Raw genomic sequence first — 24,175 nt, forward strand, 5'->3', positions numbered from 1 at the left:
ACCGCGCCAGATGTAATTGCTAGGGGCGGCTGAACACGGCGCCGTGCGGCGTGGCAGCCCCATGGCCACCGTGCGGCCACTGCACGCCTTCCAGACGGAAGCCCGGCTCGGTGCTGCCGGCCGCCCGAAAGCGCTGGTCAATCGAGAGACGTCCGGTACGTCCATCGAAGTCGGCGAGCAGCACGCGCGTCTTCATGGCCCGATAGCCGGTGATGACCACGCGACGCTCGTTGGGCTCGATGCCGATCCAGTGGGGCACATCGTCGGGACCAAGCGTCACGCGCGACACTTCCCGCGGGGCGCGCGGGTTCGACACATCGAGACTCACGACGGCGCTCCATGCCGGCACCGTAATGAGATAGTAGTTACCCGCCACGACCGGCACGGCGCACGACGTGCCCGGCTTCCGGGGAAAGGAGGCAACCAGCTCCGCACGTGGAGCCGCCCCGGCCGCCTCGTGCAGCAGGTACAGTCCGCAGTTGAAGGTGCTCACCAGCACGGAGCGACCATCGCGCAGCACACGTGGTTCGGCGCTGCGGTAGCCTTCATCACCGCGTGCACCGCCCGGCAGGTCGATGGTATGCAGCAACTGCAGGTCGGAGAGGCGCCAGAGCTGCAGCGCGCGCGTCGTGTCGGCGTTGTCCATGTCCGAAGTGGTCACCACCACGCGGTCGATGTCCGGCAGGATGGCCGCCGAGTACGGGCGCACGCGTCGGTCCACGCCGGGGGCAAGTGCCGAGGAGACCCGCACCACCCCACCGGCAGGGGTCATCTCCACCAGCCCACCGGCGGCCATGCCGGCACTGTCGTGCTGCATCTGAAAGGTGGCCAGCACGTTGTTGTTGGGGAGGCGCCAGAAGCTGTGGGGGTGCATGAGCGCGCCCACCTGCTCGAAATGCGTCACGAGCCGCGGGGCCGCAGGGCGCGTGAGATCGAAGACATACGACTCACCCGACCCGAAGTCGTTGGCGAACAGCTGGCGGTCAGCAGCAAGCGTGTGCTCCGTATGGTGCGTGCGACGACCACGCCCGGGCACCGCCAGCGTGGTGACCAGACGGCCGTAGCGCGCCGTGGCTGACGCCGGACGGCGTACGTCGTACACCGCCAGGAAGTCGGGGCCGCTGCTGTCCACCGACGATGCCCACAGGTACAGAAAGTCGCTCGGTGACGACGACGGCGTTGGCGCGGATACCGCGACCGGTATGGGTGCGGAGGATGTCAGGGGCGCGACGACGAGCGCCATGGCTGCCAGCGCGGTTGCGAAACGCAGGAGCATGCGTGATTCCGGGGTGGGGTGCTGCGGACAAGAATACCACGGCGCGGGCGTTTGCGTCGTAGCTTCTGCGTATGCCCGCCTTCTCCCGCTCCCGTAGCCATGCGGCGCGCGCCGCCGTGGCGCTCCTCGCGGCTCTCGCCGCCTGTTCGTCGTCCGCACGTGACGCGTCCGTCGCACCTGAGGCCGATCTGGTGCTGCTCAATGGCCGCGTGTACACGCTGACGTGGCCGGAGCCCGGCCGCGACGGACGTCCCAACGCCGCTGCGCCCTTCGACTCCGCCACGGGGTGGCGACACGACGCCACGGCGGTGGCCGTGCAGGAGGGACGCATCATCTATGTCGGAAGCGACTCCGGCGCCCGCGCCATCGCAGCGGCGAGCGCGCAGGTCGTGGATCTGGGCGGCCAGACGCTGCTGCCGGGCCTCGTTGATGCGCACACGCACGTGGCCGAATTGGGACAGTCGCTGGACCGGGTGAACCTCACCGGCGTGGCGACGGAGGAGGAGGCGGTAGCACGCATTGCGTCGCGTGCTGCCGTCACCCCCAAGGGGGAGTGGATCCTGGGGTACGGGTGGGACGAAGGAGCATGGGCGAATCGCTATCCCGACAAGCGGTTGCTCTCCGCGCGGGTCCCCGATCACCCGGTCATCCTGCGCAGCCTGCACGGCTTTGCCTCGTGGGCCAACGAACGCGCGCTCACGCTCGCCGGCATCACGCGCGAAACGCCATCGCCCGCCGGCGGGGAGATTCGCCGTGACGGCCAAGGCAACCCCACGGGACTGGTGCTCAATCGCGCGGTGCCGTTGCTCGACGATGCGGTGCCGCTCCCAACACCGTCGCAGCGGGATGCGCAGCTCCTGCGTGCGCTGCGCGTGATGGCCGAAGCGGGCTACACCGGTGTGCACGAGGCCGGCGTGGCGCCCGACGTCATGGACAGCTTCGAACGCCTGGCGAGCCGCGACTCGCTACCGTTGCGTGTGTACGCCATGCTCAGTGCCCGCGATTCGGCGCTGATTCGCCGGTGGATTGCCCGCGGCCCCTTCAGCGCCCCCCATGGCATGCTGGTCGTGCGTGCGGTCAAGGCGTACTACGATGGCGCCCTTGGCTCCCGGGGTGCGCAGATGCTGGCCGACTACGCGGATCGCCCGGGGCATCGGGGCGTGAGTGGGGGCGCCTACGGCTTCGATCAACGCCTCGTGGCCGATGCCATGACGGCCGGATTTCAGGTGGGCATTCATGCCATCGGCGACGCGGGCAATCGCGCCACGCTCAACTTCATCGACTCCGTGCAGCGTGCGGCGCCCGCCGCGCGCAACCAGCGCCATCGCGTAGAGCATGCGCAGGTCATTGCCCCCGCCGACATCGCGCGCTTCGCGAGCATGGGCGTGGTGGCGTCGGTGCAGCCCCCGCATGCCGTGGAAGACAAGGGGTGGGCAGAGACGCGTGTCGGGGCCGAGCGTATGGCCGGCGCCTACGCATGGCGTACGCTGCGCGAAGCCGGGGCCCCACTCGTCTTCTCGTCGGACCTTCCCGGCTCAGACTGGAGCCCGTTCTACGGCCTGCATTCCGCCATGACCCGTGAGGATACCAGCGGCGCGCCGCCGGGCGGGTGGTACCCCGCGCAACGCATGACCGCCGAAGAGGCCGTGCGCGGGTACACGGCGTGGGGGGCCTTTGCCGGATTCGACGAACGCGACGGCGGCACGATTGCCGTGGGCAAGCGGGCGGATTTCACGGTCATGACGGTCGATCCGTTTCGCGCCGCGCCGCGTGCGTTGCTGCGCGGGAACGTCGTGCTGACCGTGTCGCGAGGACGGGTGACGTACCGGCGGTGATTCCGGCGTCAATCCGCCGTCAATCCACCATCACACCACGAGGGGAGCTCACGAAACGTTCCAGAATCAGGCATGGCGGACCGCGGCCGGTAAACCGCAGTTTGGTGGGCGAGTTGTGACACAATCCTTCCACCAACGAGGGGCGTGAGATGCGCGGCAAGATTTCGGTGGCAGTTGTGGGACTCGTCCTCTTGCCCTCCATAGGATGGGCTCAAGGCACTGCCGTGGTGCGAGGACGTGTCACGGAGGCGGGGAGTGGCAATGTGATTGCCGCCGCCCAGGTCTCCGTGAGTACCACCCGTCTCGGCGGGTTGACGGACAACGACGGACGGTACGTCATTCGGGGCGTTCCCAGTGGATCCGTCACCATTCGCGTCGTGCGTCTCGGCTATCAGCCCACGACGAAGACGGTCACGGTACCGGCGAACGGCGAGGTGGTGGCGGACTTCTCGCTCACCAACGCCGCCAAGACCCTCGACGCCGTGGTGACGACGGCAACGGGTGAACAATCGCGCAAGTCGTACGGCAACGTGGTGGCGACGGTGCGCGCCGACTCCCTCGCCGAGAAGGCCGCGGCGACCAACGTGAACGAGCTGTTGCAGGGGCGGGTCGCCGGCGTGCAGATCGTGCAGGGCTCCGGGCAGACAGGCACGTCCTCCTCCATCCGCATCCGCGGCACCAGTTCGCTGTCGCTGTCAAACGAGCCCCTCATCGTCATCGACGGCGTGCGCATCGACAACTCGCCGGTTCCCGGCAACTACTCGACGCAGCGCATCAACAACTTCAGTGGTATCAACCCGGAAGAGATCGAGTCAGTCGACATCCTCAAAGGTCCGTCGGCCTCCGCGCTGTACGGGACGGCAGCCGCCAATGGCGTGCTGGTCATCAAGACCAAGCGCGGTCGCACCGGCGCCACGCGCTGGGGTGTCGCCGCCGAGTACGGGCAGGTGCAGCAGCCCGCGCAGTTCTTCGACAATTACCGCGCCTGGGGCCGCAATGTCGTGAACGGCAACCCCGGCACGGCCTCGGTCCTGTGCCGCATCAGCGACCAGTCCCTCGGGCGGTGCGTGCGTGACTCGCTCACCACGTTCAATCCGCTCATGAACCCCGAGACCACGCCGTTCGCCACGCAGCCCCGTCTGCAGCTCGGCGTGAATGCCTCGGGTGGCACCGAGAACCTGCGCTACTTCTTCAGCGTGGAGCGGCAGGAAGAAACCGGGCCATACCGCATGCCCGATGCCGAGATCACGCGCCTGACCACCGCGCGCGGCAAACGACCGACGGCCGAACAGATCGAGCCCAATCAACTCGATCAGACGTCCATTCGCGGCAACTTCACGTTTCCGCTTGGCAAGACCGCCGACCTCTCCGTGAATACCGGCTACATCGACCGCACGCTGCTCAGCCCGTTCGACGGCGGGTTCTTCGCGGGCCTGTCGTTCCAGTCGTACTTCGCTCCCGGCTTTCGCACGGCCTTCAACGGCAATTCGGCGCAGTTCACGGGCGACATCCTGTCGGTCAGCCAGTCGCGGCGCGATCAGCGACTGACCGGCTCGACGCAGCTCAACTGGAAGCCGTTCAGCTGGCTCGCCAACCGGGCGGTGGTGGGTCTCGATCAGGTGGGCGGGTACTCGTACCGCTTTGCGCGTGCCAACGAGGGAACGGTGACCGGCTGGGGTCCACCGGGACAGACGGGCGGCAAGGACGCCACGCGCAGCGCGTTCTCCCGCTACTCGGTCGATCTTGGCTCCACGGCGAGCTTCACGCTCACCCCCACCATCAGCACGAAGACGAGTGTGGGGGCGCAGTGGTTCAAGGACACGCAGTATGAAACGGTGGTTCAGGGCTATACGCTGCCACCCGGCGCCCAGACCCCCAACTCGGCGTCCATTCGCACCAGCAGCGAGTTCACGTCGGAGAACGCCACCTACGGTGCCTACCTGCAGCAGGACTTTGCCTGGAATGATCGGCTGTTCCTCACCGGGAGCGTTCGTACTGACCAGAACAGCGCCTTCGGCCGCAATGCCGGCAACACGCTGTATCCGCGCGCCGCGGTCTCCTACGTCATGAGCGACGAGTCGTGGTTCCCGCAGTCCTCGCTGCTCAACAATCTGCGATTCCGCGCCGCCTGGGGTCAGGCGGGCGTGCAGCCCAGCACCATCGCGGCGCTGCAGTTCCTGAGTGCCAACACCGTGCCGCTGGGTGGCACGGAAGTCGGTGCGTTGCGTCTGGCCGCCATCGGCAACTTCGATCTTCGTCCGGAGGTTACAACCGAGACCGAAGCCGGCCTCGATGTGGCGCTGTTGAACGGGCGCGTCAACGTGGAAGCCACCTATTTCAAGAAGCTCTCCCGCGACGCGCTCTTCCAGAATCCGCTGCCGCCAAGCTTCGGCGCCGGGGCGAGCCAGTGGCAGAACATTGCCGCCGTCACCAATGCCGGCGCCGAGTTGGCGCTCGACATGCGCATTATTTCGCGCAGCTGGTTCGACTGGAGCAGTCGCCTGAACGGATCGATCATCCGCAACAAGCTCGTGGATGCGGGGCGCGCGCAGCTCGCCGTGACGCAGGGTGCGCGCAACGTGGTGGGCTATCCCACCTTTGCCCTGTGGGCGCGCCCCATCAAGAGCTTCGCCGACGCGAACAGCGACGGGATCCTCACGGAAAACGAAATCGTCGTGGGGGACACCGCCGAGTACAAGGGGCCCACGCTTCCGGTGCGCGAAGCCGGATGGTCCAACACGTTTGCATTCTTCAGGAACAGCCTGCAGATCAGCACACTGTTCGACTATCGCGGCGGCCACTACAACCAGTGGGGGTTCGAGAATCAGCGGTGCATCTCGGGCAACTGCCGCGCCGTGAACGACAAGTCGGCGCCGCTCGCCGATCAGGCCGCCGCCGTGGCCACCACGAGCGCGCGGTTGGGCAATACGGTGTGGGGGTACTTCACGCCCAATGACTTCATCCGCTTCCGCGAGCTGTCGGTCTCGTACACCCTGCCCTCGAACATGGGCTCGAAGCTGGGTGCCCGCAGTACCACGATCGCGCTCGTCGGCCGTAACCTGGGCCTGCTTTGGAACCGCTTCCCCGGCATCGATCCGGAAACCAATGGGGCAGCGAACAACGCGGGTGGGGGAAACAACGACTTCTTCTCGGCGCCGCTCCTCCGCTACTGGACGCTGCGCGTCAACCTGGGGTACTGACATGACCACCCACATGACTGTTGCTCAGCGAGCCCTCGCGGCCGCATCGTCGCGCCGGCTCCGTCGCGCAGCTGCCCTCGTGTTGCTTGCCACGCTCGGCGGCTGTGAACGGGAACGCCTGCTGGGTGTGGAAACGCCCGATCAGATCCGCCCGGAGGACGCGGCGAGCCCGAACGGTGCCTTGGCCCTCCGGGCTGGCGCACTCCGCGACTTTGCCCAGTTCTTCGGTGGTACGACCAACGTGGGGGTGAACATCTACGTGGGTCTGCTGTCGGATGAACTGATCAATGCCCGTCCCGGGGCTGACCACATCGACCAGCGCGCGTTCAACGAGAATACGTTCCCCGCAGCCGCGTGGAACAAGTTCTCCGACAGCTACACGCAGGTGGTGCGCGCCATTCGTGCGCTCAATCAGTTCGTGCCGGCCAGTGCCACGCGGAATCGCGATGTGGGGCAGCTCTACGCGCTGCAGGGCATCACGCTCAACATCGGCGGGGAGCTCTTCTGCAACGGCGTACCGCTCGCCAGCGTGAACGACGCTGCACCGGAGGCGGCCACCCTCGTCACCACGCAGCAGCTGTATCAGCGAGCCATTGCGCAGGCGGACAGCGCGCTGGCCGCGCTGGGCAACGCGGCCACCGACCAGAACCTGCGCTATCTGGCGCGTGTGGCGAAAGCACGGGCGCAGCTCAATCTCGGGCAGTTCGAGGCGGCGGCGGCCACCGTCAGTGCCGGTGGCGACGGCGCGGGGTCGATTGCCGTGCCCACCGGCTGGCAGTATGCGGTGGAGTTCTCGCAGACCACCCTGGTGAACAGCATCTTCGACTGGATGGTGAACACCGCCAACTTCGGGCCGTCGGATCGCGAAGGCGGCAATGGGCTCGACTACCGCTCAGCGCGCGACCCGCGTGTGCTCACCTCCACCACGTCGCGCCTGGGACAGGATGGCTCCACCCAGGTCTTCACGGTCCTCGGGTACCCGAATGGCTCGGCTCCCACTCCGCTGGTGAGCGGGGTGACGGCTCGACTCATCGAGGCGGAAGCGGCGCTGCGCCGTGGGGATGCCATGACGTGGCTGGCGAAGCTCAACGAACCGCGTGCCGATGCCGCGGTGCGCACCCTGCGCAACATCGGTACGGCGGCCGACATCCTGCCGCCGCTGACCGATCCCGGCACCGCCGATGCGCGCGTTTCGCTCCTCTTCAGGGAGCGGGCGTTCTGGTTCTATCTCACCGCAACACGGGTGGGGGATCTGCGTCGCCTTCAGCGTCAGTATGCGCGACCGGCGACCGCCGTCTGGCCAACCGGCGCGTACTTCAAGGGCGGCACCTACGGAACAGATGTCACGCTCACACCGTCATTCGCCGAGCGGAACAACACGGCCTTCAGCGGCTGCACCGACCGCAATCCGTAGCCCCTCCGGCACACCGAAGGACACAGCGCTCACCGCAAGGTGGGCGCTGTGTCCTTCTGCCTGAACGGCACGCGTTGTCAGCGGCGACCTGCAGCCCCCACCAACGACACCCCCTCCATGGCTTTCGCCACGGCAACCGGCGGGGCAATGCGCAGGTGCTGCAGGATGGTCGGGGCGATGTCCACGATGGCCGCCGCCCCACTGGTGAAGCGCGGGGTGAGCGGCCGCTGGTTGATGACCATCCAGGTGGTCCGCTCGCGCGCGGACTGCCCGCCGTGGCCCTTGCCTGTGCGGGCGTCGCGCCCGTGATCGGTGGTAACGACCACCATCCACTGCTCGCCAAGTCGCGCGCGACGCTGCGCCGCGGCCCAGATACGCCCCACGCGTCGGTCGGCCTCCTGCACCGCGACGTGAAACGCCTCGCTGTCCCCATGCGCATGCCCGGCATCGTCGGTGTGCTGCAGGTACACCCACGACAGATCAGGCCCGCGCTCGGCGATGTACGCGGCGGCGCGCTCGGCAACATGCTCGTCGATGGCGCGGATGTACGCCGACGCGCGGTCGTGCGGAAAGGCCACCGTGTCGAGTTCGAAGCCGTCCGCCGCATGATCAAGGTGGAAGGCACCGGCATTGGGGCGCCCTTCACCCACCAGGACGGTGCGGTTGTCGAGCCACGTGGAGAAAATGGCCGTGACCAAGGTGGAGTCGGCCGCTTCGACAATGCGGAAGAGATTCCAGTAGTCGTAGTTGGGCGACTGGTTGCTGTTGCCGCGCACGTTGTGCTTGTTCGCCCAGGTACCAGTGAGCAGACTCATGTAGCCTGGCGCTGACACCGTGGGCGTCTCCGTGGGACCGCCCAGCTCGCCACCGACATGCGCGCGCGCATAACCGCCCTCCGCCGCGATCGCGTCCAGTGCGGGAGTGGGGACCTGCTCGATGACGTCGGCCGGTATACCGTCGAGCAGGATGAACACGGCCTTACGTACCGGAGCGGGCGTGCTCGCGGGAGAAGGCTGACACCCGAACAGCAGCGCGGACGCCAGAAGAGCGGAAACGACAGAACGGTTCATGCTGTCAAGCTGGCGACAACGACGACGGCGAGATGACCCCTGTGTATCGGTTCGACCACGATGCGGTACAGGTCGGGAGCGGGCGGGTCATTCGGAAGGAAGGAGCGGCACCTGCGCCCCGGCAGTGCGCGGCAGATCACCGGTGAGCCGCGGATCCGAAGCCACTTCCACCGCACGGCGATGTGGGATGAAGCCGGCACGCTGGTAGAAGGCCACCGCCTGCGGATGATCGAGCGTGCAGGTGTGCACATGCAGGCGATGGATGGGACGGTGCCAGGCGCGTATGAGCGCCTCGCTCATGAGCCAGCGACCGACTCCCTGCCCCACCCGATCGGCCACGAGGCCGAAGAATGCCAGTTCACATTCAGCCGGCGCTCGGAAATCCAGTTCAAGCAGGCCAATGTCCTGGGCCCCATCGCACACCGCGTACGCCTCCACGTCGGTATCGCCCAGCAGCGCCTCGAGTATCTCGCGCGGCATCCGCAGGCGTGAGAACCACAGCCACGGCGCCCCCACCGTGCGAAAAAGCTCGCGGTAACGGTCCACATCGGTGGCGCCCAGGCGCTCGAGACTGAACGCGACTGTCTCGCGACCCGTGTGTACGTTCGCGGGTGGCGACGTCATCTCGAGGAAGGTCACCACACTCGCGATGTGACCGGGCGGCACCAATGTGTATCCCAGGGGGAGTTCGGGGAAATTCGACATCGGTGGAGACTACCTCGTTGCAGCCGAACGTGGCGCCGCTGGGGGGCTGCCGACGCTCGCACGACCAGCAGGCTTTGCCGACGGCCGCATGCGCGGCAGAAACCGCCCCGGCAAGGCACCGGTCATGACGCCCGCGCGCAATACGAAGGTGCCGTTCACCAGTACGTGCACCACCCCGTCGGCGTAGTGATGCGGATCGGTATACTGGGCGCGATCTGCGATGGAATCCGGATGGAAGACCACCACATCGGCGGCCATCCCTGGCGCGAGCGTTCCGCGGTTGGCCTGCGCCAGCCACGCTGCCGGCATCTGCGTCATGCGCCGTACCGCCTCCAGCAGCGTGAGCGTGCGTCGCTCGCGCACATAGCGCGACAGCACGCGCGGAAATGACCCATAGCTGCGCGGATGCGGGTACCCGATGCCGGGCGTCACCAGATCGCCGTCGGTTTCGAACATGGCGCGGGGATGCCGGATGAAACGCTCGATATCGCCCTCGTCCATCCCCGTGAACACGCCGATGAAGCCGCCCTTGAGCTGCAGGGCGATGAGCGCCTCCACGGCAGCCTCCACGGTGCGGGGCTGGCCGAGGGTATCGAGGTAGTCGGCCAAGGTGCGGCCGGCCAGCTCCGGATGCGCGGCGACCTCGCGGAAGCGAATCGTCTCCGGACCGGGCCCGGTCTGCCGCGGAAAGAGCGCGCGCATCTCGCGCACGAGCCGCGCCCGCGTGGGCCGGTCGGCCACGCGCTTCGCGAATGCCGGCGGGCCGTCGGCGAGCGCCCACGCCGGAAACATGAGATCGGAGTAGGTGCTGTACGCGTCGTAGGGGTACACATCGAACGCCACGGCGGTACCGGCGGCGGCAGCCGAGTCGAGCAGCGCGAGGATGCGCGCGCTCCACCCCCACTGGGCCGCACCCGTAACCTTGAGGTGATTGATCTGCACGGGAATACCGGCCGCGTTGCCCACGTCGAGCGTCTGCTGGACCGAGGTCAGCACACCCGCGCCTTCATCGCGCATGTGCGTGACGTAGACACCGCCGTACGCAGCCGCCACGCGGGTCAGCGCCATGATCTCCGGCGGCTCGGCGTAGGTGGCCGGTGTGTACTCCAGCCCGGTGGCGAGGCCAAGCGCCCCCTGCTGCATGGACGAGTCCACGAGCGCCGTCATCCACGCGAGCTCTGCCGGGGTGGGGGCGCGATTGGCGAGCCCCATGACGCGCTTGCGGATCCAGGTATGGCCCGAGAACAGTCCCACGTTGGGGGCCATGCGTACACGCGCCATGTACTGATCGAGCGGAAACGGCTGGTCCTGACTGTGCTGCGGCGCCAGGATGGTGGTGATTCCCTGCCGAATGAAGTTCTCGGCCAGTGGATGCGAGTCCAGCGTCACCAGGTGTGCGTGATTGTCCCAGAACCCTGGCGCCACCACGTGCCCGTGCACGTCCACGATCGTCTTTGCACCACGCGCGTTGAGCGCCGGACCAATGGCCGCGATGGAATCGCCCACGATGGCCACGTCGGCCACCACGGCCGCTGCTCCGGTGCCATCCACCACCGTGCCTCCCGTGAGCAGCACATCGTACACCGGTGGCGCCGTACAGGCGGCCAGCAGCGCCGCGCAGGATACCGCCACACGCCGCGCCCCCCGCACCGGCAGGCGTGAATCTCTCCCGTTCATCATGGCACGGGCTCCGGTTGCACCCGCAAGCCCGTGAGCCCGCCCTGCGGGCCACGCGAAACGATCACCCGATAGCGCTCACGGCCGAACCACGCGTAGTACTCGGTCTCCACGTCGTCGCCAAGCATCCGATGCGTGAGATACTCCATGCGAGTGGGAGCACCCTTGCCGCTCAGCAGCGAGGTCACGGCCGCCTTGAGCCGAGGAAAGATCGTCTGTCGCACGAAGGCAAAGTCGGCGAGTTCGAGCTGGCCACTGGCGACCTTGCCAAGCATGCGCGCCACATACGCCGTGGCCGCCGTGTCTGGATCGGCGCGTGGCGTGGTCACCGGTGGCACCGGCGCCAGCGTCGTGTCGAAGAGCGCGGCCACCGCCGACGCGATCATCGCCGGCGCCATGGTGCGCCCGTTGGACAGCACCACGATGCTGAGATCACTGCCGACGTAGTACGAATTCTGGGTCACGAACCCTTGCCACGTGCCGCCATGCTCGTACAGCGGCGCACCACCGGCCTCACCGATGAACCAGCCGAAGCCATAGGGATGCGTGCGACCGCTGTTGAGGGTCATGGGCGTGAAGATTCGCCGCCAGCTTTCGGGGCTGAGCAGGGCGCGGGCACGCACGGCCCGGTTCCAGGCCAGCATGTCGCGCAACGACAGCAACAGTGAACCATCGGCGGTGGTGTTGAGCTGCGGTGCCACCCAGGTCGCATGTTCCCATCCCCCCGGCACGGGCACGTATCCGCGCGCCCGATGCGGGATGACCTGACTCTCGGTGATGACACGCACCGTGGGCATCCCCGCCGGCGTGAAGAGGCGCTGGCGCAGGTACTCGTGGTACGGCATGCCGCTCACGCGAGTCATGATGATGCCGAGCACCACGTAGCCGGTGTTCGAGTAGTTCCAGCGCGTACCGGGCGTGAACTCCAGCGGGAGTGCCGCCGCCATGCGCAGCAGCTCCTCGTCGGTATAGTCGCGCCGATAGTCGAATCCGTCGCCGGTGTAGTCGGGCAATCCCGAGCTGTGGTCGAGCAGATGGCGCAGCCGAATGGGCTCCCACGCAGCCGGCGCATTGGGCAGATAGCGGCGCACCGAGGCCTCGAGATCCAGTTTGCCGTCTTCCACCAGCGCCATGATGCCGGCACTCGTGAACTGCTTGCCCATGGACCCCGACTGGAAGATCGTTTCCTCGGTAACGGGCGTCTGATGTTCGAGCTCCGCGACGCCGTACCCCCGTGCCAGCAGCACGTCTCCGCGGCGCATGACGGCCAACGCCACTCCCGGCGCGCGCAGCCGCTCCATGGTGTGGCGCACCACGGAGTCCACGGCGGCCATGGTGGGGGTGCCGGTGCGGCGCAGGGCCCACGGCAGGGTGAGCGGCGCCGCCGTTGGCCAGACGCGATCGAGCGTACCGCCCCGGTACAGCGTTCCGCCCTTCATCACGTACGCCACCTCTCGCGTGTGGCGAATGTCGTGCAGCGGATTCCCGTCGAGCACCACCAGATCCGCCACCTTCCCCGCTTCGAGGCTGCCCAGCTCCTGCTCGAGCCCCAGCGCGTACGCCCCTTCCATGGTCGCCACGCGCAGCACCTCGTGCGGGTGCATGCCGCCACGCGCGAGCAGCGCCATCTCCCAGTGATTGGACAAGCCCTGGACTTCACCGTGGCCGCCCAGGCCGATGTGTCCGCCAGCGCGCAGCACGGCCGCGGCACCCGCGGCCACCTCACGATCCTGATAGTCCTCCGGGGGAAACCAGAGCAGCCGACTGGAGCTGCGCTGAAAGAGCTGCCCGTCGGGAAACCAGCGCTCCACCCGCGCATCCTCGTGCGGCCGCTCTTCGGCGAGGAGGCGATACACCGGCAATGCCGCGCCGAAGCTCACCACCACGGTGGGCGTATTCACGATGCCGGTGCGCGCGAACAGCTGGATGAGGTCATCGTGGAGCGGCGCTTCCGGCACCGCATGCTCGAGGCCGCTGAAGCCATCGATGGCGTGCGTGATGTCTTCCTTGCCGTCGGCCGCCCCCTCCGTGGTGGGCATCATGCCCAACTCACGCGCCGCCTCGATGAGCCATTGCCGCTGCTGACGATTGCCCACCTGATAGGCCTTGATGTAGGGCGTGCGATATACGTCGCGGTAGCGCGCCAGCGTGCGCCGCATGTCGTCGAGCGTTTGGGAGTCGATGCTGCCGAAGACACCCGGCCCCGTGGAGAAGACGCGCGGACTCGGTACGCCATCGGCCTCCACCATGTCGGCGACCGCGAAGATGTCGGGTGACACCTGGGGGTCGCGCACGGTCGTGACACCCATGGCGAGATTGGCCAGTCCGTTGGTGGATTCGGGCTGCGGGAGGTCGGCTACCGTGAGTGTCCCCTGCCCCGACCCCCAATGCGCGTGGAGATCGATGTAGCCGGGCACGATGAACTTGCCGCGCACGTCGATCACGCGCGCCTCGGCAGGCAGGGGGCGCGCGTCACGCGCACCCACATGCACGATGCGACCGTTGGTCACCTGCACATCGGCGTTGGCCATGACTTCCGTGCCGCGCATGGTGATGGCGGTCGCACCGCGCAGGACGACGGTGCCCACGGCCTTGGCTCGCGGCAGCGACACGGGAACGGGCACGGCAACGCTGGTGCCGGCAGGCGCGGCGTTTCGCGCGGCGGGACCCAGCAGCTGCACCGCGCCACCCTGGGCGGGAACGCGCACCTGTTGTGCATCGGCGGGCACACCACCAGGGGGCGCCGAGAGTGTGGAGGCGAGCGGCGCCGTGGTGGCCGTGATGGTCGCCCCATCATCGCTCCAGCGCGGTGCGTGCCAGAACGCCGGCGTGGCACTGAGACGCACCGGCGCGCCGCGCCCGTCCGCGCGCGCCTTCCACAGGGCGCCTCCCTCTTCGCTCCACGTCACGTAGGCGATCCAGCGCGCATCGGGAGACCACGCGGGCATGAATTCGCGCGCCTGCGGGGTACGCGTGAGCCGCTGCGGGGCCCCACCGGTCGTGCTGGTCAGCCAGATGCGACCGAGTGCGGAGAAGGCTCGGCGACCGTCGCGGGCCGTGGCCACATGGTGCGCCATCCGCGCGGACACGGCCCCGGTATCGAGCCGCTGCGGCGCGCGCAGCGTGGGCGTTACCTCGAGGGACACGCTCGCGGTGAACGGAATGACGGTGTCGCTGCCGTCGCGCACGCCGAGTCGGTGAATGCGGCCGCCGAAGGCCGCGTACAGCCAGCGACCGTCGGGCGAGAAGGCCGCGTTCGGTAGCACATCGCGCGAGGCGCGCGACTCCAGCTGATGACGGTCTACGGGATACGCGAGCCACCGTTCGGCGCCGGTGGCGAGATCGCGCGCCTTGAGCCCCGTGCGCCCCTCACGCACGGTGCCGTAGACAAGCGTGCCGCCGTCGGGCGACAGCAACGGCTTCATGGCGGGCATGCCCTCCACCACGACCGGCGTGGGCGCCCCCCCAGCCACCGGCACGCGGAGAATGTTGCTGCTCGGGCCGTTGCGGCTGCCGTAGGGGCGCGGCGTAACGGAGCTGAACCAGAGACTCTGGCCATCGGGACTCGGCAGGGGGCCGTACGGGCCGGGCGCCGGCGCCGAGACCAGCGGCTGCGCCGGGCCGTTGGTGTTCTCCAGCAGTCGGGTGCCCTCACCGGTGGCCACGTCGTAGCGCCAGAGCTCGGCCGCGCGGGTGGTGTAGGGCGTGGTCACCGTCACGACGATGGCGCGTCCATCGCGCGTCCACGCGGGCGACAACATGCCGGCGCGTGGCAGGCGGGTGAGCGGTCGCGCACCCGACCCATCGGCGTTGGCGATCCACACGTTGTCGGAGCCACTCTCGTCACTGATGTAGACCAGCTGTGCTCCCGTTGGCGAGTAGCGCGGCTGCGACTGGAACGCCCGCCCGGTCAGCAGCGGCTGGGCGCGACCACCAGCAACCGGCAGCGTGTACAGCTCGCCCAGCAGTTCGACGACGAGGGTGCGCCCATCGGGACTGACGTCGAGCGATACCCACGTGCCTTCGGTGGTGGTGAAGGCGACCGTACGGAACGGCGCCGCGGCGGACGGTGTCGACGCCGGCAGCGCCTGCGCCGGCGGCGCCTGCGCGGACAGCACCGGCGCGGACAGCGCCGCGGATGACAGGAAGGTGGCAGCAAGCGCCGTGGGAAGATGTCGCATGAATGACTCCGATCAGCCGGTAACGAGACGACGTACCTGTTCGCGGGCGAAGGATTCCTGCCACTCGGCACTCGCCGTGGGTGACGTCATGACGACGTGAATGGCCAGCCCCTCTACGAACAGCGCGAGTGCCGTGCCAATGCGTGCCACATCGGCATCCCCGGGGATCTCGCCCGTCTCCCGAAGCGGAGCCACCGCCTCCCGATAGAGAGCGTACCAGCGGTTCATGCGTCGCTCCTGCCCGCGTCGCCGTGCTGGCGATCCGACGGCACTGCCGTAGAATGCCACCAGCAGGCGCCAGAGCTGCCGACGCTCGGCATCGAGGGGCAACACCGCCGCGACGACCGCATGGACCCGCTCCATGCCGGGTGGCCCCACCGCCGCCGCGCTGGCACGCGCGAACGACCGATCGAAGGCGCGGTTCTTGGTGTGGCGGAGCAGCGCGTCCTTCGAGGGGAAGTAGTGGGTGAGCACGCCGGTCGTCACGCCGAGGGCCGCGGCAACACTACGCAGCGTCACCTGATCGAGACCGCGCGTCGCAATCAGCTGCGCCGCGGTGTCGGCGATGGCCTCACGCCGCGCCCGATGATCTCCGCGAGGGCGACTCACCGGCGGGACGGTGGGAGAATGATGCGGGCGATGGTTCGCATAACACCGGTTACGCTAACCTGCCAGCGCACCGGTGTCCATGACGCGGCGGCGTCCGCGGCAGGGCGATGTGACGGCGACGGTGCTAGTACGCGTACCCGAAGATGATGTTCATCTCGTCGGTACTGAGCAGACCGAACCCCACCGGCCGATCGGTCGTGTTGTGGTAGGTGACCACGGAGACCAGCGCGTCCCCCGCCTCGAGCACGAGAGGCGTGGGAAAATTGAGGAACGCCGGGTGTTCCCAGTCGGTGTTCACGTACACGCTGCTCTCGGTGCCGTTGGTGCGCAGGACGCGAATCTCGAAGCGCTCGCCCAGCGCGTGCATGTGCGACGTGAGCCCCAGTACCGTCGTGCGTACCGGCGTACGAAACACCGTGCGGATGGTGGTGCGCTGCCGCGCCGGCAGGGTGAAGCTGGTGTTGGCCAGGTTGAGCGTGCGCGCCTCGATGCGCACGGCACTGCGATCCACCGTGTACAGGTTCGCCGCGGCCTGACCGGGGAACGGCGCCGGCGACTTGTTCACGTAATGCACGTTCAGGTCGATGGCTGCGTTGGGGGGCAGGCGCAGCGCCACCCCGGGCGGGAAGCGATAGTCGAATTCCGGGGTCATGGCGCCAGCGAAGAACACATGGCAGGCCATGGGCAGCATGTTGACGGCAATCGGTACGCCCTCGGCGGTGCGCAGGTCGCGCACGACGTTGGCCGGTGGCCGCAGGTTGCACGGGAACGTGGTGCGCGACTCGTCGAAGGTATAGAGCAGCAGATGATGGCTGCCGGGGCGCATGCGTGATTCGATGCGCGTGACGTAGAGCGCTTCGCGATTGCCCAACGTGCGGTACAGGAACAGCTCCCGTTCGTTGCGTGGCGGCACCGGAAAGCTGTCCACGGTAAGCTGCAGCCCGGCGGCGCCCGCTGGTGGCGCCAAGGGGGTGAAACTGGCCACCTGCAGCCGGGCATCGCGCAGCACGGCGGTGTCCACCACGTGTCCCGAGCGAGGCGCCCCCGCTTCGATCCAGCGGCGCACGTACTCCAGCTGTCCCATGCTGAGCCCTTGCGTGGTACCCATAGGCATGAGGTTGCCGTAGTCGGCACTGTGGTGGCCGGGGATCCACGCGAGCTTGTGGTACAGCAGGGAGCTGTCGGCACGGAACGGCTTGATGCGCAGCAGGCCATCGGCGCGCGCCTTCGGATGGAGCGACGGGGCGCTTACCATCTGCTGGTAGCTCGAATCCGCCGACAGCACCAGCCCCGACTGCCGCGCGTCGCTGCTGCCGCTGCGGTGGCACCCGGCACAGCTGGGCTCGACGATGGTGCGCTGGATGCGCGCAAAGGTCCCGTCGGCCAGCGGGGCGGCGGCGGCGCCACCGGTGTCTCCGCCGGAGCAGGCCGAGAGCAGGGCCAGCAAACAGGCGGCAACGGGGCGCCACCGGCGCGGGGGGCGGCGACCGCTGAGCGAGATGGGCATGGCTCCATGCTACCGGGTGTGGCGCGACTCGGCAATTGAGCGGACCCGGGATGCTGCTCACCGTGGTGAGCGTCGGCCGAGCCGGACGCGCAGATCGCACCAACGCCCTCCTGCGGGGTACGCACCCCCACCTTCTTCCGGAGATGCCATGTCCGACGCGAACGTCCGTCACATTCTGATTGCCAGCTTCAACACCCCCGGCGGCGCCGAGAGCGGCGTGGCGCTCCTCAAGTCCGCCTCGATCGGCCTCGGGAACGTGGCCGTGATCACCCGCCATGCCAGTGGCGAGGTGGAGTTCACCGAGTCCCAGGACTGGGGCGTGGGCAAGAGCGCGCTGGTGGGCGCGCTGGCCGGGCTCATCCTGCCCGGCGTCGGCACCATCACCCTGGCGGCGGGTGGAGCGCTGGCCGCCTACTTCCTCGACCTCGGCTTCCCCGACGCGCTGCTCACGCAGATGGGCGAGGGGCTCACCACCAACTCCTCCATGTTGGTCGCGTTGGTGGATGCGGTCAGCAAGACGCGCGCGGGCGAGGTGCTGGCGCAGGGCGGCGGCGTGGTCGTGGCGAGCACGGAAGAATCGGAACTCGCGCGGGCCATGGCATCCATGCAGCGTGCGCCCTAACGAACGGCCCCGGGTGCGTGTGAAACCGCGCGCGCGTCCCACGATCGCCTGACCCCAGTTCACGTGGGAGCGCACGCGCAACGCCCCACGAGCGAGCCCGAGGAGAAGCGCCCTTGCGGAGGTTGATCTCGATCGTGCCTGAGCGGATCAATGCGGCACTGCACGGAAGGGGAACGGAACCCATCGCCCGTGATGAACGCCTCCACGATGCCACCCAGGGTGGCGTACTTGTCAGCGACAGAGTCCCACTGCTCCACGTCGGCCACGTACCGCAGGCGCGTATACGGCCTGCCTCTCCCGATCTTGCGCCGGGGGTCCACGCCCCGCATGGCGAGGCTCTCCTGCCGCTGGCGACCCCCCGGAACCCCTGAGTTCGGCTGCCGATTCACTTACCATGACCTTACTGTTTCGTGTCGCCGCGCCCCGCCCATCTGGGGTGCTCGGGTCGCTGGGGGCAGCTGCGCGGGCGGCCGCCTGCGCACTGCTCCTCGCCGGCTGCTCCATGGACGCCACCGAGGAGCGGCAGCTGGGCGCCGAGGCCGCCGCTGAGATCGAGCGACGCGTTCAGGTCGTGCGTGATGCGGAGGGAGAACAGGCGCTCGCCACCATTGGCAACGCCCTCGTGGAGGCCGGTGGACCGGTGGCGTATCCCTACACGTTCCGCATCGTGCGCGACTCGTCGGTCAACGCGTTCGCCCTGCCGGGCGGCTTCGTGTACGTGCACACCGGGCTGCTGCGCAGCGCGCGCGATGTCGCGGAACTGGGTGGCGTGCTTGGCCACGAGGTGGCGCATGCCCGGCTGTCGCACGGGGCGCAGCAGGCGCGCAAGCAGCAGGGGCTCTCCGCCGCGGTCACCGTGGTGTGTCTCTTCACCGGGCTCTGCGACACGGGGCTGTCGCAGGTGGCCATCAACCTGGGCGCAAACGCGCTCACCGCCAAGTTCAGTCGGACCGACGAACTGCAGGCCGATTCGGCCGGCATCGTGTACACCACACGCGCCGGTATCGACCCGCGCGGGATGGTGCGCTTCTTCGCGCGCCTGCGCGAGCAATCAGGCAACGTGCCGGCCTATCTCGAATGGGTCTCCACGCACCCCATGGAAGGCACCCGCATCGAGAATGCCGAACGACTCATCGGCCCCGGCGTACCTCGTGGTGCTCCCAGTGAGCTTGAGGCCGCCTTTGCCGTGCTGCAGGCACGGTACGGCGTCCCGGTAACTCGATAGCGCCGTTCCCCCGAATCTACTCGGCGAGCACCTGCGCGAGCACGTCCATGAGTCGCCCCCGCAGCACGCGCGCTCGCGCACTCAACGCCCGCTGCCGCCGCTGGTACTCGTCGCGCCCCGCGGCGGTTTCAATGCGCACGGGTTCCACGCCGAACGCCTGCAGATCATACGGCCCCGCCTGCATATCGAGATCCCGCAGCGCCATGGCCAGCTCGAAACAGTCAGCGAGCAAGTCACTCCCGACCCAGGGCATGCACGTGTACGCCCAACGGTAGAGGTCCATGTTGGCGTGAATGCACCCGGGCTGCTCGGCCGCATACCGTGTCTCGTACGCCAGGGGAAGCCGGTTGAACGGCTTCGCTGCCGGCGCAAGAAAGCGGAACGCGTCGAAGTGACTGCACACCACCGGTCGGCTCTCCACGAAGGCGTCGATCTGCTGCTGCGGCAGCCGCAGCGACGCCACGCCGTCGTGCCGGATGTCGTGCCCGCCGTACACCATGGCCCACTCGTGCATGCCGTAGCAGCCAAAGTGCGCCGGCCGATCACGCGTGGCCCGCAACAGCGCCAGCACCTCGGCCATGGTCGCGCGCTTTCCGGCGGCCATGGTGGCCACATCACGACGCAGGATGCCATGGGCAGCGCCGTACACCGGCGCCGTGAACCGCTCACGTGCCTCTGTGCTCTCGGCAATGGCCTCGTGTGCGTTTGGGTGCCACGCCTCCAGCTTCCCCGCGGAGTAGCTGTAATACTGAAAGAGGAAGTCCTGCACGGGATGCGACGCCCCGCGCGCGCGTCGCGCCCGACGCGCCTGCGTGTACGGCTGGATCCGGGCACGATGCGCCGCCGCGCGCGCCTGCCAGTCGGCGGTCGACAAGACGACCGGTAACGATGACGGGCTCGCGTGCAACTCGGGCATCCCCCAAGCTATCGCGAGTCGTCAGAAGGGGGCAGGCGCCTGCACCTCCACCGGCCTGGCCGTCACGGGGTGCACGAAGGCGAGCCGTTCCGCATGCAAGAGCAACCGCTCGTCGTCGTCCGGCGGCGTGCGGCCATACAGCCGGTCCCCCACGATGGGCGCATTCAGCCCCGCCGGGTGCGCCGCGTGTACGCGCAGCTGGTGCGACCGCCCGGTGTGCGGCGTGAACCGCACGCGCGTACGCCCGCCGTGGCCTCCCGGGTCCCGCGCCAGCACCTGCCATTCCGTATGCGCTGGCTTGCCATGCACCGGATCGTGAATGTTGCGCGGCCGGTCGTCGATGTCGGGACGGAGCGCCAACATGATGTGTCCCCCATCGTTCGCCACCAGACCATCGAGCACCGCCACGTACTGCTTCTCGATCTCCCGCAACGCGAACAGCCGCTGCAGGGTCTTGGCCACCTCGAGCGACTTCGCGACCAGGAGAAGCCCCGACGTGTCCATGTCCAGCCGATGCACGACCAGCGGGCCGGTGGCGTGGGGATATCGCTCGCGCAATCGCGACACCACGCAGTCCTGCAACGACGCGCTGCGCCCTGGCACCGTGAGCAGCCCGCTGGGCTTGTTCACCACCAGCAGCTGCTCGTCTTCGTACACGACGCGCGGCTCGGCCGGATCAATGGCGGCAGCCCCGAACAATGGCGGCGGATCGGCGGGGAGCCCGTCCAGCATGTGCGTGAGGATGGGCAGGCACTTGCCACGGCAGGCCGCGTAAAACACCCCTTCGCGCTTGTCCCCGGTGACCGACGGCGCGCCCCACCAGAACTCGGCCAACGCGACTGGCGTGAGCCCCAGGCGAAACGCCTGCGCCAGCAGTTTGGGGGCCGCGCAATCCCCGGCCCCCGCAGGGGGGGCCGCCGGCGCGAACAGTTCGCGCAGGGTACGCACCACGCCGCGCGCGTTGACGAAGCGGTAGCTCTCCTGAATCTGCGCGAGGAGGATACGGGAGCGAGCCGTACGCCGGGCATCGAGCGCCGCCACCGCCGCCGTGATGCGGGCGCGGCGAGCGGTATCCCCGTCGGTCGGCGCCGTGGCCAGCAGCGCCGCGCGCTGGGCGGCAAAGTCGAGCATCTCCACTTCGCCGGGTCCCCACACGACATCGCGCTGTGCACAATCGAAGGTGGGGGGCGCCCAGCCCGGCAGCTCCCACTGGCCCTGCAGCATGCCCGAGAAGGCACGCAGATAGCCGAGCGCGCCGTCGGGACTCGCGACAATCAGCACGCCGAACATCTTGCCGTTCCCCGGCTCGTGCAGGCGCCATCCCTGCGCCTCCGGTGAGCCCAGGGTGTCCATGAGCGCCGCCGCCGCCCGGTGCGCCAGCGGGTGCACGGCCCGGCGATCGAACGGCGTGGGAAATCGCCGGGGACGTGCGGGGGGACTCGCCGCCAGCGCGATCGGGTGCGGAACGCCGATCGTCACCGGCGGCGGGACACGGTGCGGGACGCCGGCGGCATCAGCCCTCAGAACTTCCAGTTGATGCCAAGCACCGGGAAGAACGCGATCTGCTCGCGCCACTCCACGTCTCGCGTCTTGCTGTTCCACTGCTGCACCGAGCGGTTGTCACGATTGGTGATGTTCTGCAGGTCGATATAGGTCGAGAGCCACGATCCGCGCACGAGGAAGCGCCGGTCGATGCGGACATCCAGCCGGGCATAGGCCGGTGTCCGGTCGCTGTTGATCCGCTGCACATCATACACGAGCCGGTTCTGCGCCGCGGCGGCAACCGTGTTCAGCGGCGTGAGCGGGCGACCGCTGGAGTAGCTGCCACGGGTGGAGAACTCCCAGTTGGTCCCCCGCTTCACGCCGAAGATCGCCGTGAAGAAGTTGGGCGCATCGTACCCGCCGGGGCGCCACTGGCCGTCACGGGCGCGATGCTCGACCCGGGAGCGAGTGTAGCTGATCTGGCCATACGTGGCGCCGGTGAACTTCTGCTGCAGGAAGAGTTCGAGCCCGCGCGACCGGCCGGTGCCTTCGCTCGTCATGGGAAAGAGCAGGTCCGACACCCCGTTCTGGTCACCGGTGTTGGCCAGCGACAGCTGCGGGTAGGCGCGCGCCACCGGATAGTCGCGGTACTGGCGGTCGAAGGCCTCCACGCTGAGCAACAGATTCTCGCGCGGGGTCCAGCGAGCGCCCAGCACGCCGTGATCGGCCTGCATGGGGGAGAGTGAGGCGTTGGCCGGGATGTTCGCCGTAAAGACAATGGGTACCTGCTGGTGGTAGCGCCCCCACGTGCCGGACAGGCTCAGCTTGCCGGTCGGACGCCAGGTGACCGCCGCGCGAGGCGCGAGACGGGAGGCCTCCGACTGCCCGAAGCGGTCGCCGCGCACGCTCGCGGCAAGGTCGACGGCCCCGACCGTGCGCACGAGTTCGAGATACGCCCCCGCGATGTCCACATCGTCCGACCGATCCACGGCCACCGTGTCGACGCGCGTGCGGGCGGCCGAGAAGGGGTTGTTCACGCCGAAGGGCGAGGCGACCGCGGAGTTGATGGTCAGGCGCCGGGCCGTGGCCCCCACGTTCACGTCGGCGAATCGGGGGAAGTTGAAGGTGGCGTCGTAGCGCAGAATGTACTCATTCTCGCGGGCATCGTTGGCCCACACGGGAGTGGCACCGAACGCCTCTTCGCGCACGCGCACGTCATTGGCGCCGGTGCTGGCACTCGCGACGAGCGTGCCCACGCCACGGGCCCCCAGCAGGCGCTGCCACGAGACGCCGCCGGTCCAGCGATCACCGCGAACACGAGTCGTGCCCGGCGGATCCGGATCCTCGGTGTCCGTTGCCGTGCTCGTGAAGTCGATACGATCGAAGCCGCCAATACCCACGAGCTTGACGACGTCGCGGGCCCCCGGACGCCACGCCACCTTCGCCTGGAAGTTGGTGGTGTAGGGCACCGCCGTGAGACCGATGAGCGGCGCGACGAGATCGAGATAGCTTTGCCGACCCGACAGTATGTAGGTCGCGCGGGAACCGAGGGGCCCCTCGGTCACGATGCCGGCCCCGGCGTTGCTCATGTCGAACTCGGTGCGGCGGCCATCGCTGCTGCCCTCACGCAACGAGATGTCGAGCACGCTGGAGAGCCGATTGCCGAAGCGCGGGCCGAACGCGCCGGCGTAGAAGGCCACGTCGCGTACCAGTTCGTTGTTGATCATGCCGATGGGCCCGCCGGTGCTTCCCTGCCCCGCGAAATGGTTGATGTTCGGTACCTCGATACCATCCACGAGGAACAGATTCTCCATGGGGCTGCCGCCGCGCGAGATGATGTCGTTGCGGGTATCGTTGCCGGTCAGGACGCCGGGGAGCGACTGCACCAGGCGGCTCACATCCCCAATGGCCCCGGGAGCGCGGCGGATCTCCTCGTAGCTCATGGTGATGCGCGAGGCGGGGGTGTTGCGCGGGGCCACGAACGACGCGTTCCCGGCCACGACGCGCGTGGCCGCGAGCGTGGCAGCCGACGATTCCAGCTGGACCTCCACCTGTGTCGGGCGCCCCGGGTTGACGAGCAGGTCGCTGACCGTGGTGGGGCGATAACCGATGCGCAGGACCCGGATGGTCTGGGTGCCGACCGGCGCGCCGGCGATGGTGAACCGGCCCTCGCTGTCGGAGAGGGTCCCAATGGTGCTGCCTACCACCTGAAGTTGCGCCTCGGCAATGGGCTGTTGCGTGTCGCGGTCGAGCACGCGCCCCTGAATGGTGCCGGTGCGGGCGGGCTGAGCGGGCCCGGCCGTTGCGGGGCGTGCGCCCTGCGCATCAAGCCGTGGTGGAGTCGCCGCCACGAGCAGCGCGGCGGCAGCCGCCGCCAGATGCATGGTGCGCAAAGTGAACATGAACACTCCTGTGTGAAGAGGTAGGAAAAAGATTGGTGTTAACCAAAGCCGCAA

The 24,175-nt window shown here is 68.4% G+C and carries 15 protein-coding genes; 5 read left to right on the plus strand and 10 right to left on the minus strand.

Annotated elements, in window-relative coordinates; genetic code table 11:
- Positions 1 to 19: 19 nt before the first annotated feature.
- Positions 20 to 1,276, minus strand: coding sequence for a hypothetical protein (locus O9271_RS16355; protein WP_298272040.1), 1,257 nt, complete (start codon positions 1,274 to 1,276; stop codon positions 20 to 22).
- Positions 1,277 to 1,347: 71 nt separating this feature from the next.
- On the opposite strand from O9271_RS16355, the gene O9271_RS16360 reads away from it, so the two are divergent.
- The 3 genes from O9271_RS16360 (at position 1,348) to O9271_RS16370 (ending at position 7,725) form a co-directional block, all read left to right on the plus strand.
- A complete protein-coding gene (locus tag O9271_RS16360; protein ID WP_298272043.1) occupies positions 1,348 to 3,111 on the plus strand; it encodes an amidohydrolase in 1,764 nt (587 codons plus the stop codon).
- A gap of 149 nt (positions 3,112 to 3,260) precedes the next feature.
- Entirely contained in the window at positions 3,261 to 6,311 is a 3,051-nt protein-coding gene (locus tag O9271_RS16365; RefSeq protein WP_298272046.1) for a SusC/RagA family TonB-linked outer membrane protein, read from the plus strand.
- Between the two features lies 1 nt (position 6,312).
- Positions 6,313 to 7,725, plus strand: coding sequence for a hypothetical protein (locus O9271_RS16370; protein WP_298272048.1), 1,413 nt, complete (start codon positions 6,313 to 6,315; stop codon positions 7,723 to 7,725).
- Between the two features lie 77 nt (positions 7,726 to 7,802).
- Here the strand turns inward: O9271_RS16370 and O9271_RS16375 are convergent, their stop codons facing one another.
- The 6 genes from O9271_RS16375 to O9271_RS16400 all read right to left on the minus strand — a co-directional run bounded on the left by O9271_RS16375 (position 7,803) and on the right by O9271_RS16400 (position 17,474).
- Positions 7,803 to 8,795 carry an alkaline phosphatase family protein gene (locus tag O9271_RS16375; protein WP_298272051.1) on the minus strand — a complete coding sequence of 331 codons (993 nt, stop codon included), beginning with the start codon at positions 8,793 to 8,795 and terminating at the stop codon, positions 7,803 to 7,805.
- A gap of 87 nt (positions 8,796 to 8,882) precedes the next feature.
- Entirely contained in the window at positions 8,883 to 9,500 is a 618-nt protein-coding gene (locus O9271_RS16380; protein ID WP_298272053.1) for a GNAT family N-acetyltransferase, read from the minus strand.
- A gap of 9 nt (positions 9,501 to 9,509) precedes the next feature.
- Positions 9,510 to 11,180 (minus strand): amidohydrolase family protein, encoded by a 1,671-nt coding sequence (locus O9271_RS16385; protein ID WP_298272056.1) that lies wholly within the window; start codon positions 11,178 to 11,180, stop codon positions 9,510 to 9,512.
- Positions 11,177 to 15,358, minus strand: a complete 4,182-nt coding sequence (locus O9271_RS16390) for a serine hydrolase (RefSeq protein WP_298272059.1) — start codon at positions 15,356 to 15,358, stop codon at positions 11,177 to 11,179. The genes O9271_RS16385 and O9271_RS16390 overlap by 4 nt, the downstream gene beginning before the upstream one ends.
- A gap of 12 nt (positions 15,359 to 15,370) precedes the next feature.
- Positions 15,371 to 15,967, minus strand: a complete 597-nt coding sequence (locus O9271_RS16395) for a TetR/AcrR family transcriptional regulator (protein WP_298272062.1) — start codon at positions 15,965 to 15,967, stop codon at positions 15,371 to 15,373.
- A gap of 124 nt (positions 15,968 to 16,091) precedes the next feature.
- A complete protein-coding gene (locus O9271_RS16400) occupies positions 16,092 to 17,474 on the minus strand; it encodes a hypothetical protein (protein WP_298272205.1) in 1,383 nt (460 codons plus the stop codon).
- Positions 17,475 to 17,622: 148 nt separating this feature from the next.
- Here O9271_RS16400 and O9271_RS16405 point away from each other — a divergent pair, with 148 nt between their 5' ends.
- Complete coding sequence (locus tag O9271_RS16405; RefSeq protein WP_298272064.1) at positions 17,623 to 18,096, plus strand: DUF1269 domain-containing protein; 474 nt, start codon at positions 17,623 to 17,625, stop codon at positions 18,094 to 18,096.
- Between the two features lie 394 nt (positions 18,097 to 18,490).
- Positions 18,491 to 19,321, plus strand: a complete 831-nt coding sequence (locus O9271_RS16410; RefSeq protein ID WP_298272067.1) for a M48 family metallopeptidase — start codon at positions 18,491 to 18,493, stop codon at positions 19,319 to 19,321.
- Positions 19,322 to 19,337: 16 nt separating this feature from the next.
- Here O9271_RS16410 and O9271_RS16415 read toward each other — a convergent pair whose 3' ends face one another.
- The 3 genes from O9271_RS16415 to O9271_RS16425 are packed head-to-tail and all read right to left on the minus strand — an operon-like array spanning position 19,338 to position 24,121.
- Positions 19,338 to 20,237: a hypothetical protein gene (locus O9271_RS16415; protein WP_298272071.1), complete on the minus strand. Its 900-nt coding sequence runs from the start codon at positions 20,235 to 20,237 to the stop codon at positions 19,338 to 19,340.
- 21 nt (positions 20,238 to 20,258) lie between these two features.
- Positions 20,259 to 21,716 carry an RluA family pseudouridine synthase gene (locus tag O9271_RS16420; RefSeq protein ID WP_298272074.1) on the minus strand — a complete coding sequence of 486 codons (1,458 nt, stop codon included), beginning with the start codon at positions 21,714 to 21,716 and terminating at the stop codon, positions 20,259 to 20,261.
- Positions 21,717 to 21,757: 41 nt separating this feature from the next.
- On the minus strand, positions 21,758 to 24,121 hold the full coding sequence (locus O9271_RS16425; protein WP_298272077.1) for a TonB-dependent receptor: 2,364 nt from the start codon (positions 24,119 to 24,121) through the stop codon (positions 21,758 to 21,760).
- Positions 24,122 to 24,175 lie beyond the last annotated feature (54 nt).

Source organism: Gemmatimonas sp., from assembly GCF_027531815.1.
GTDB lineage: Bacteria > Gemmatimonadota > Gemmatimonadetes > Gemmatimonadales > Gemmatimonadaceae > Gemmatimonas.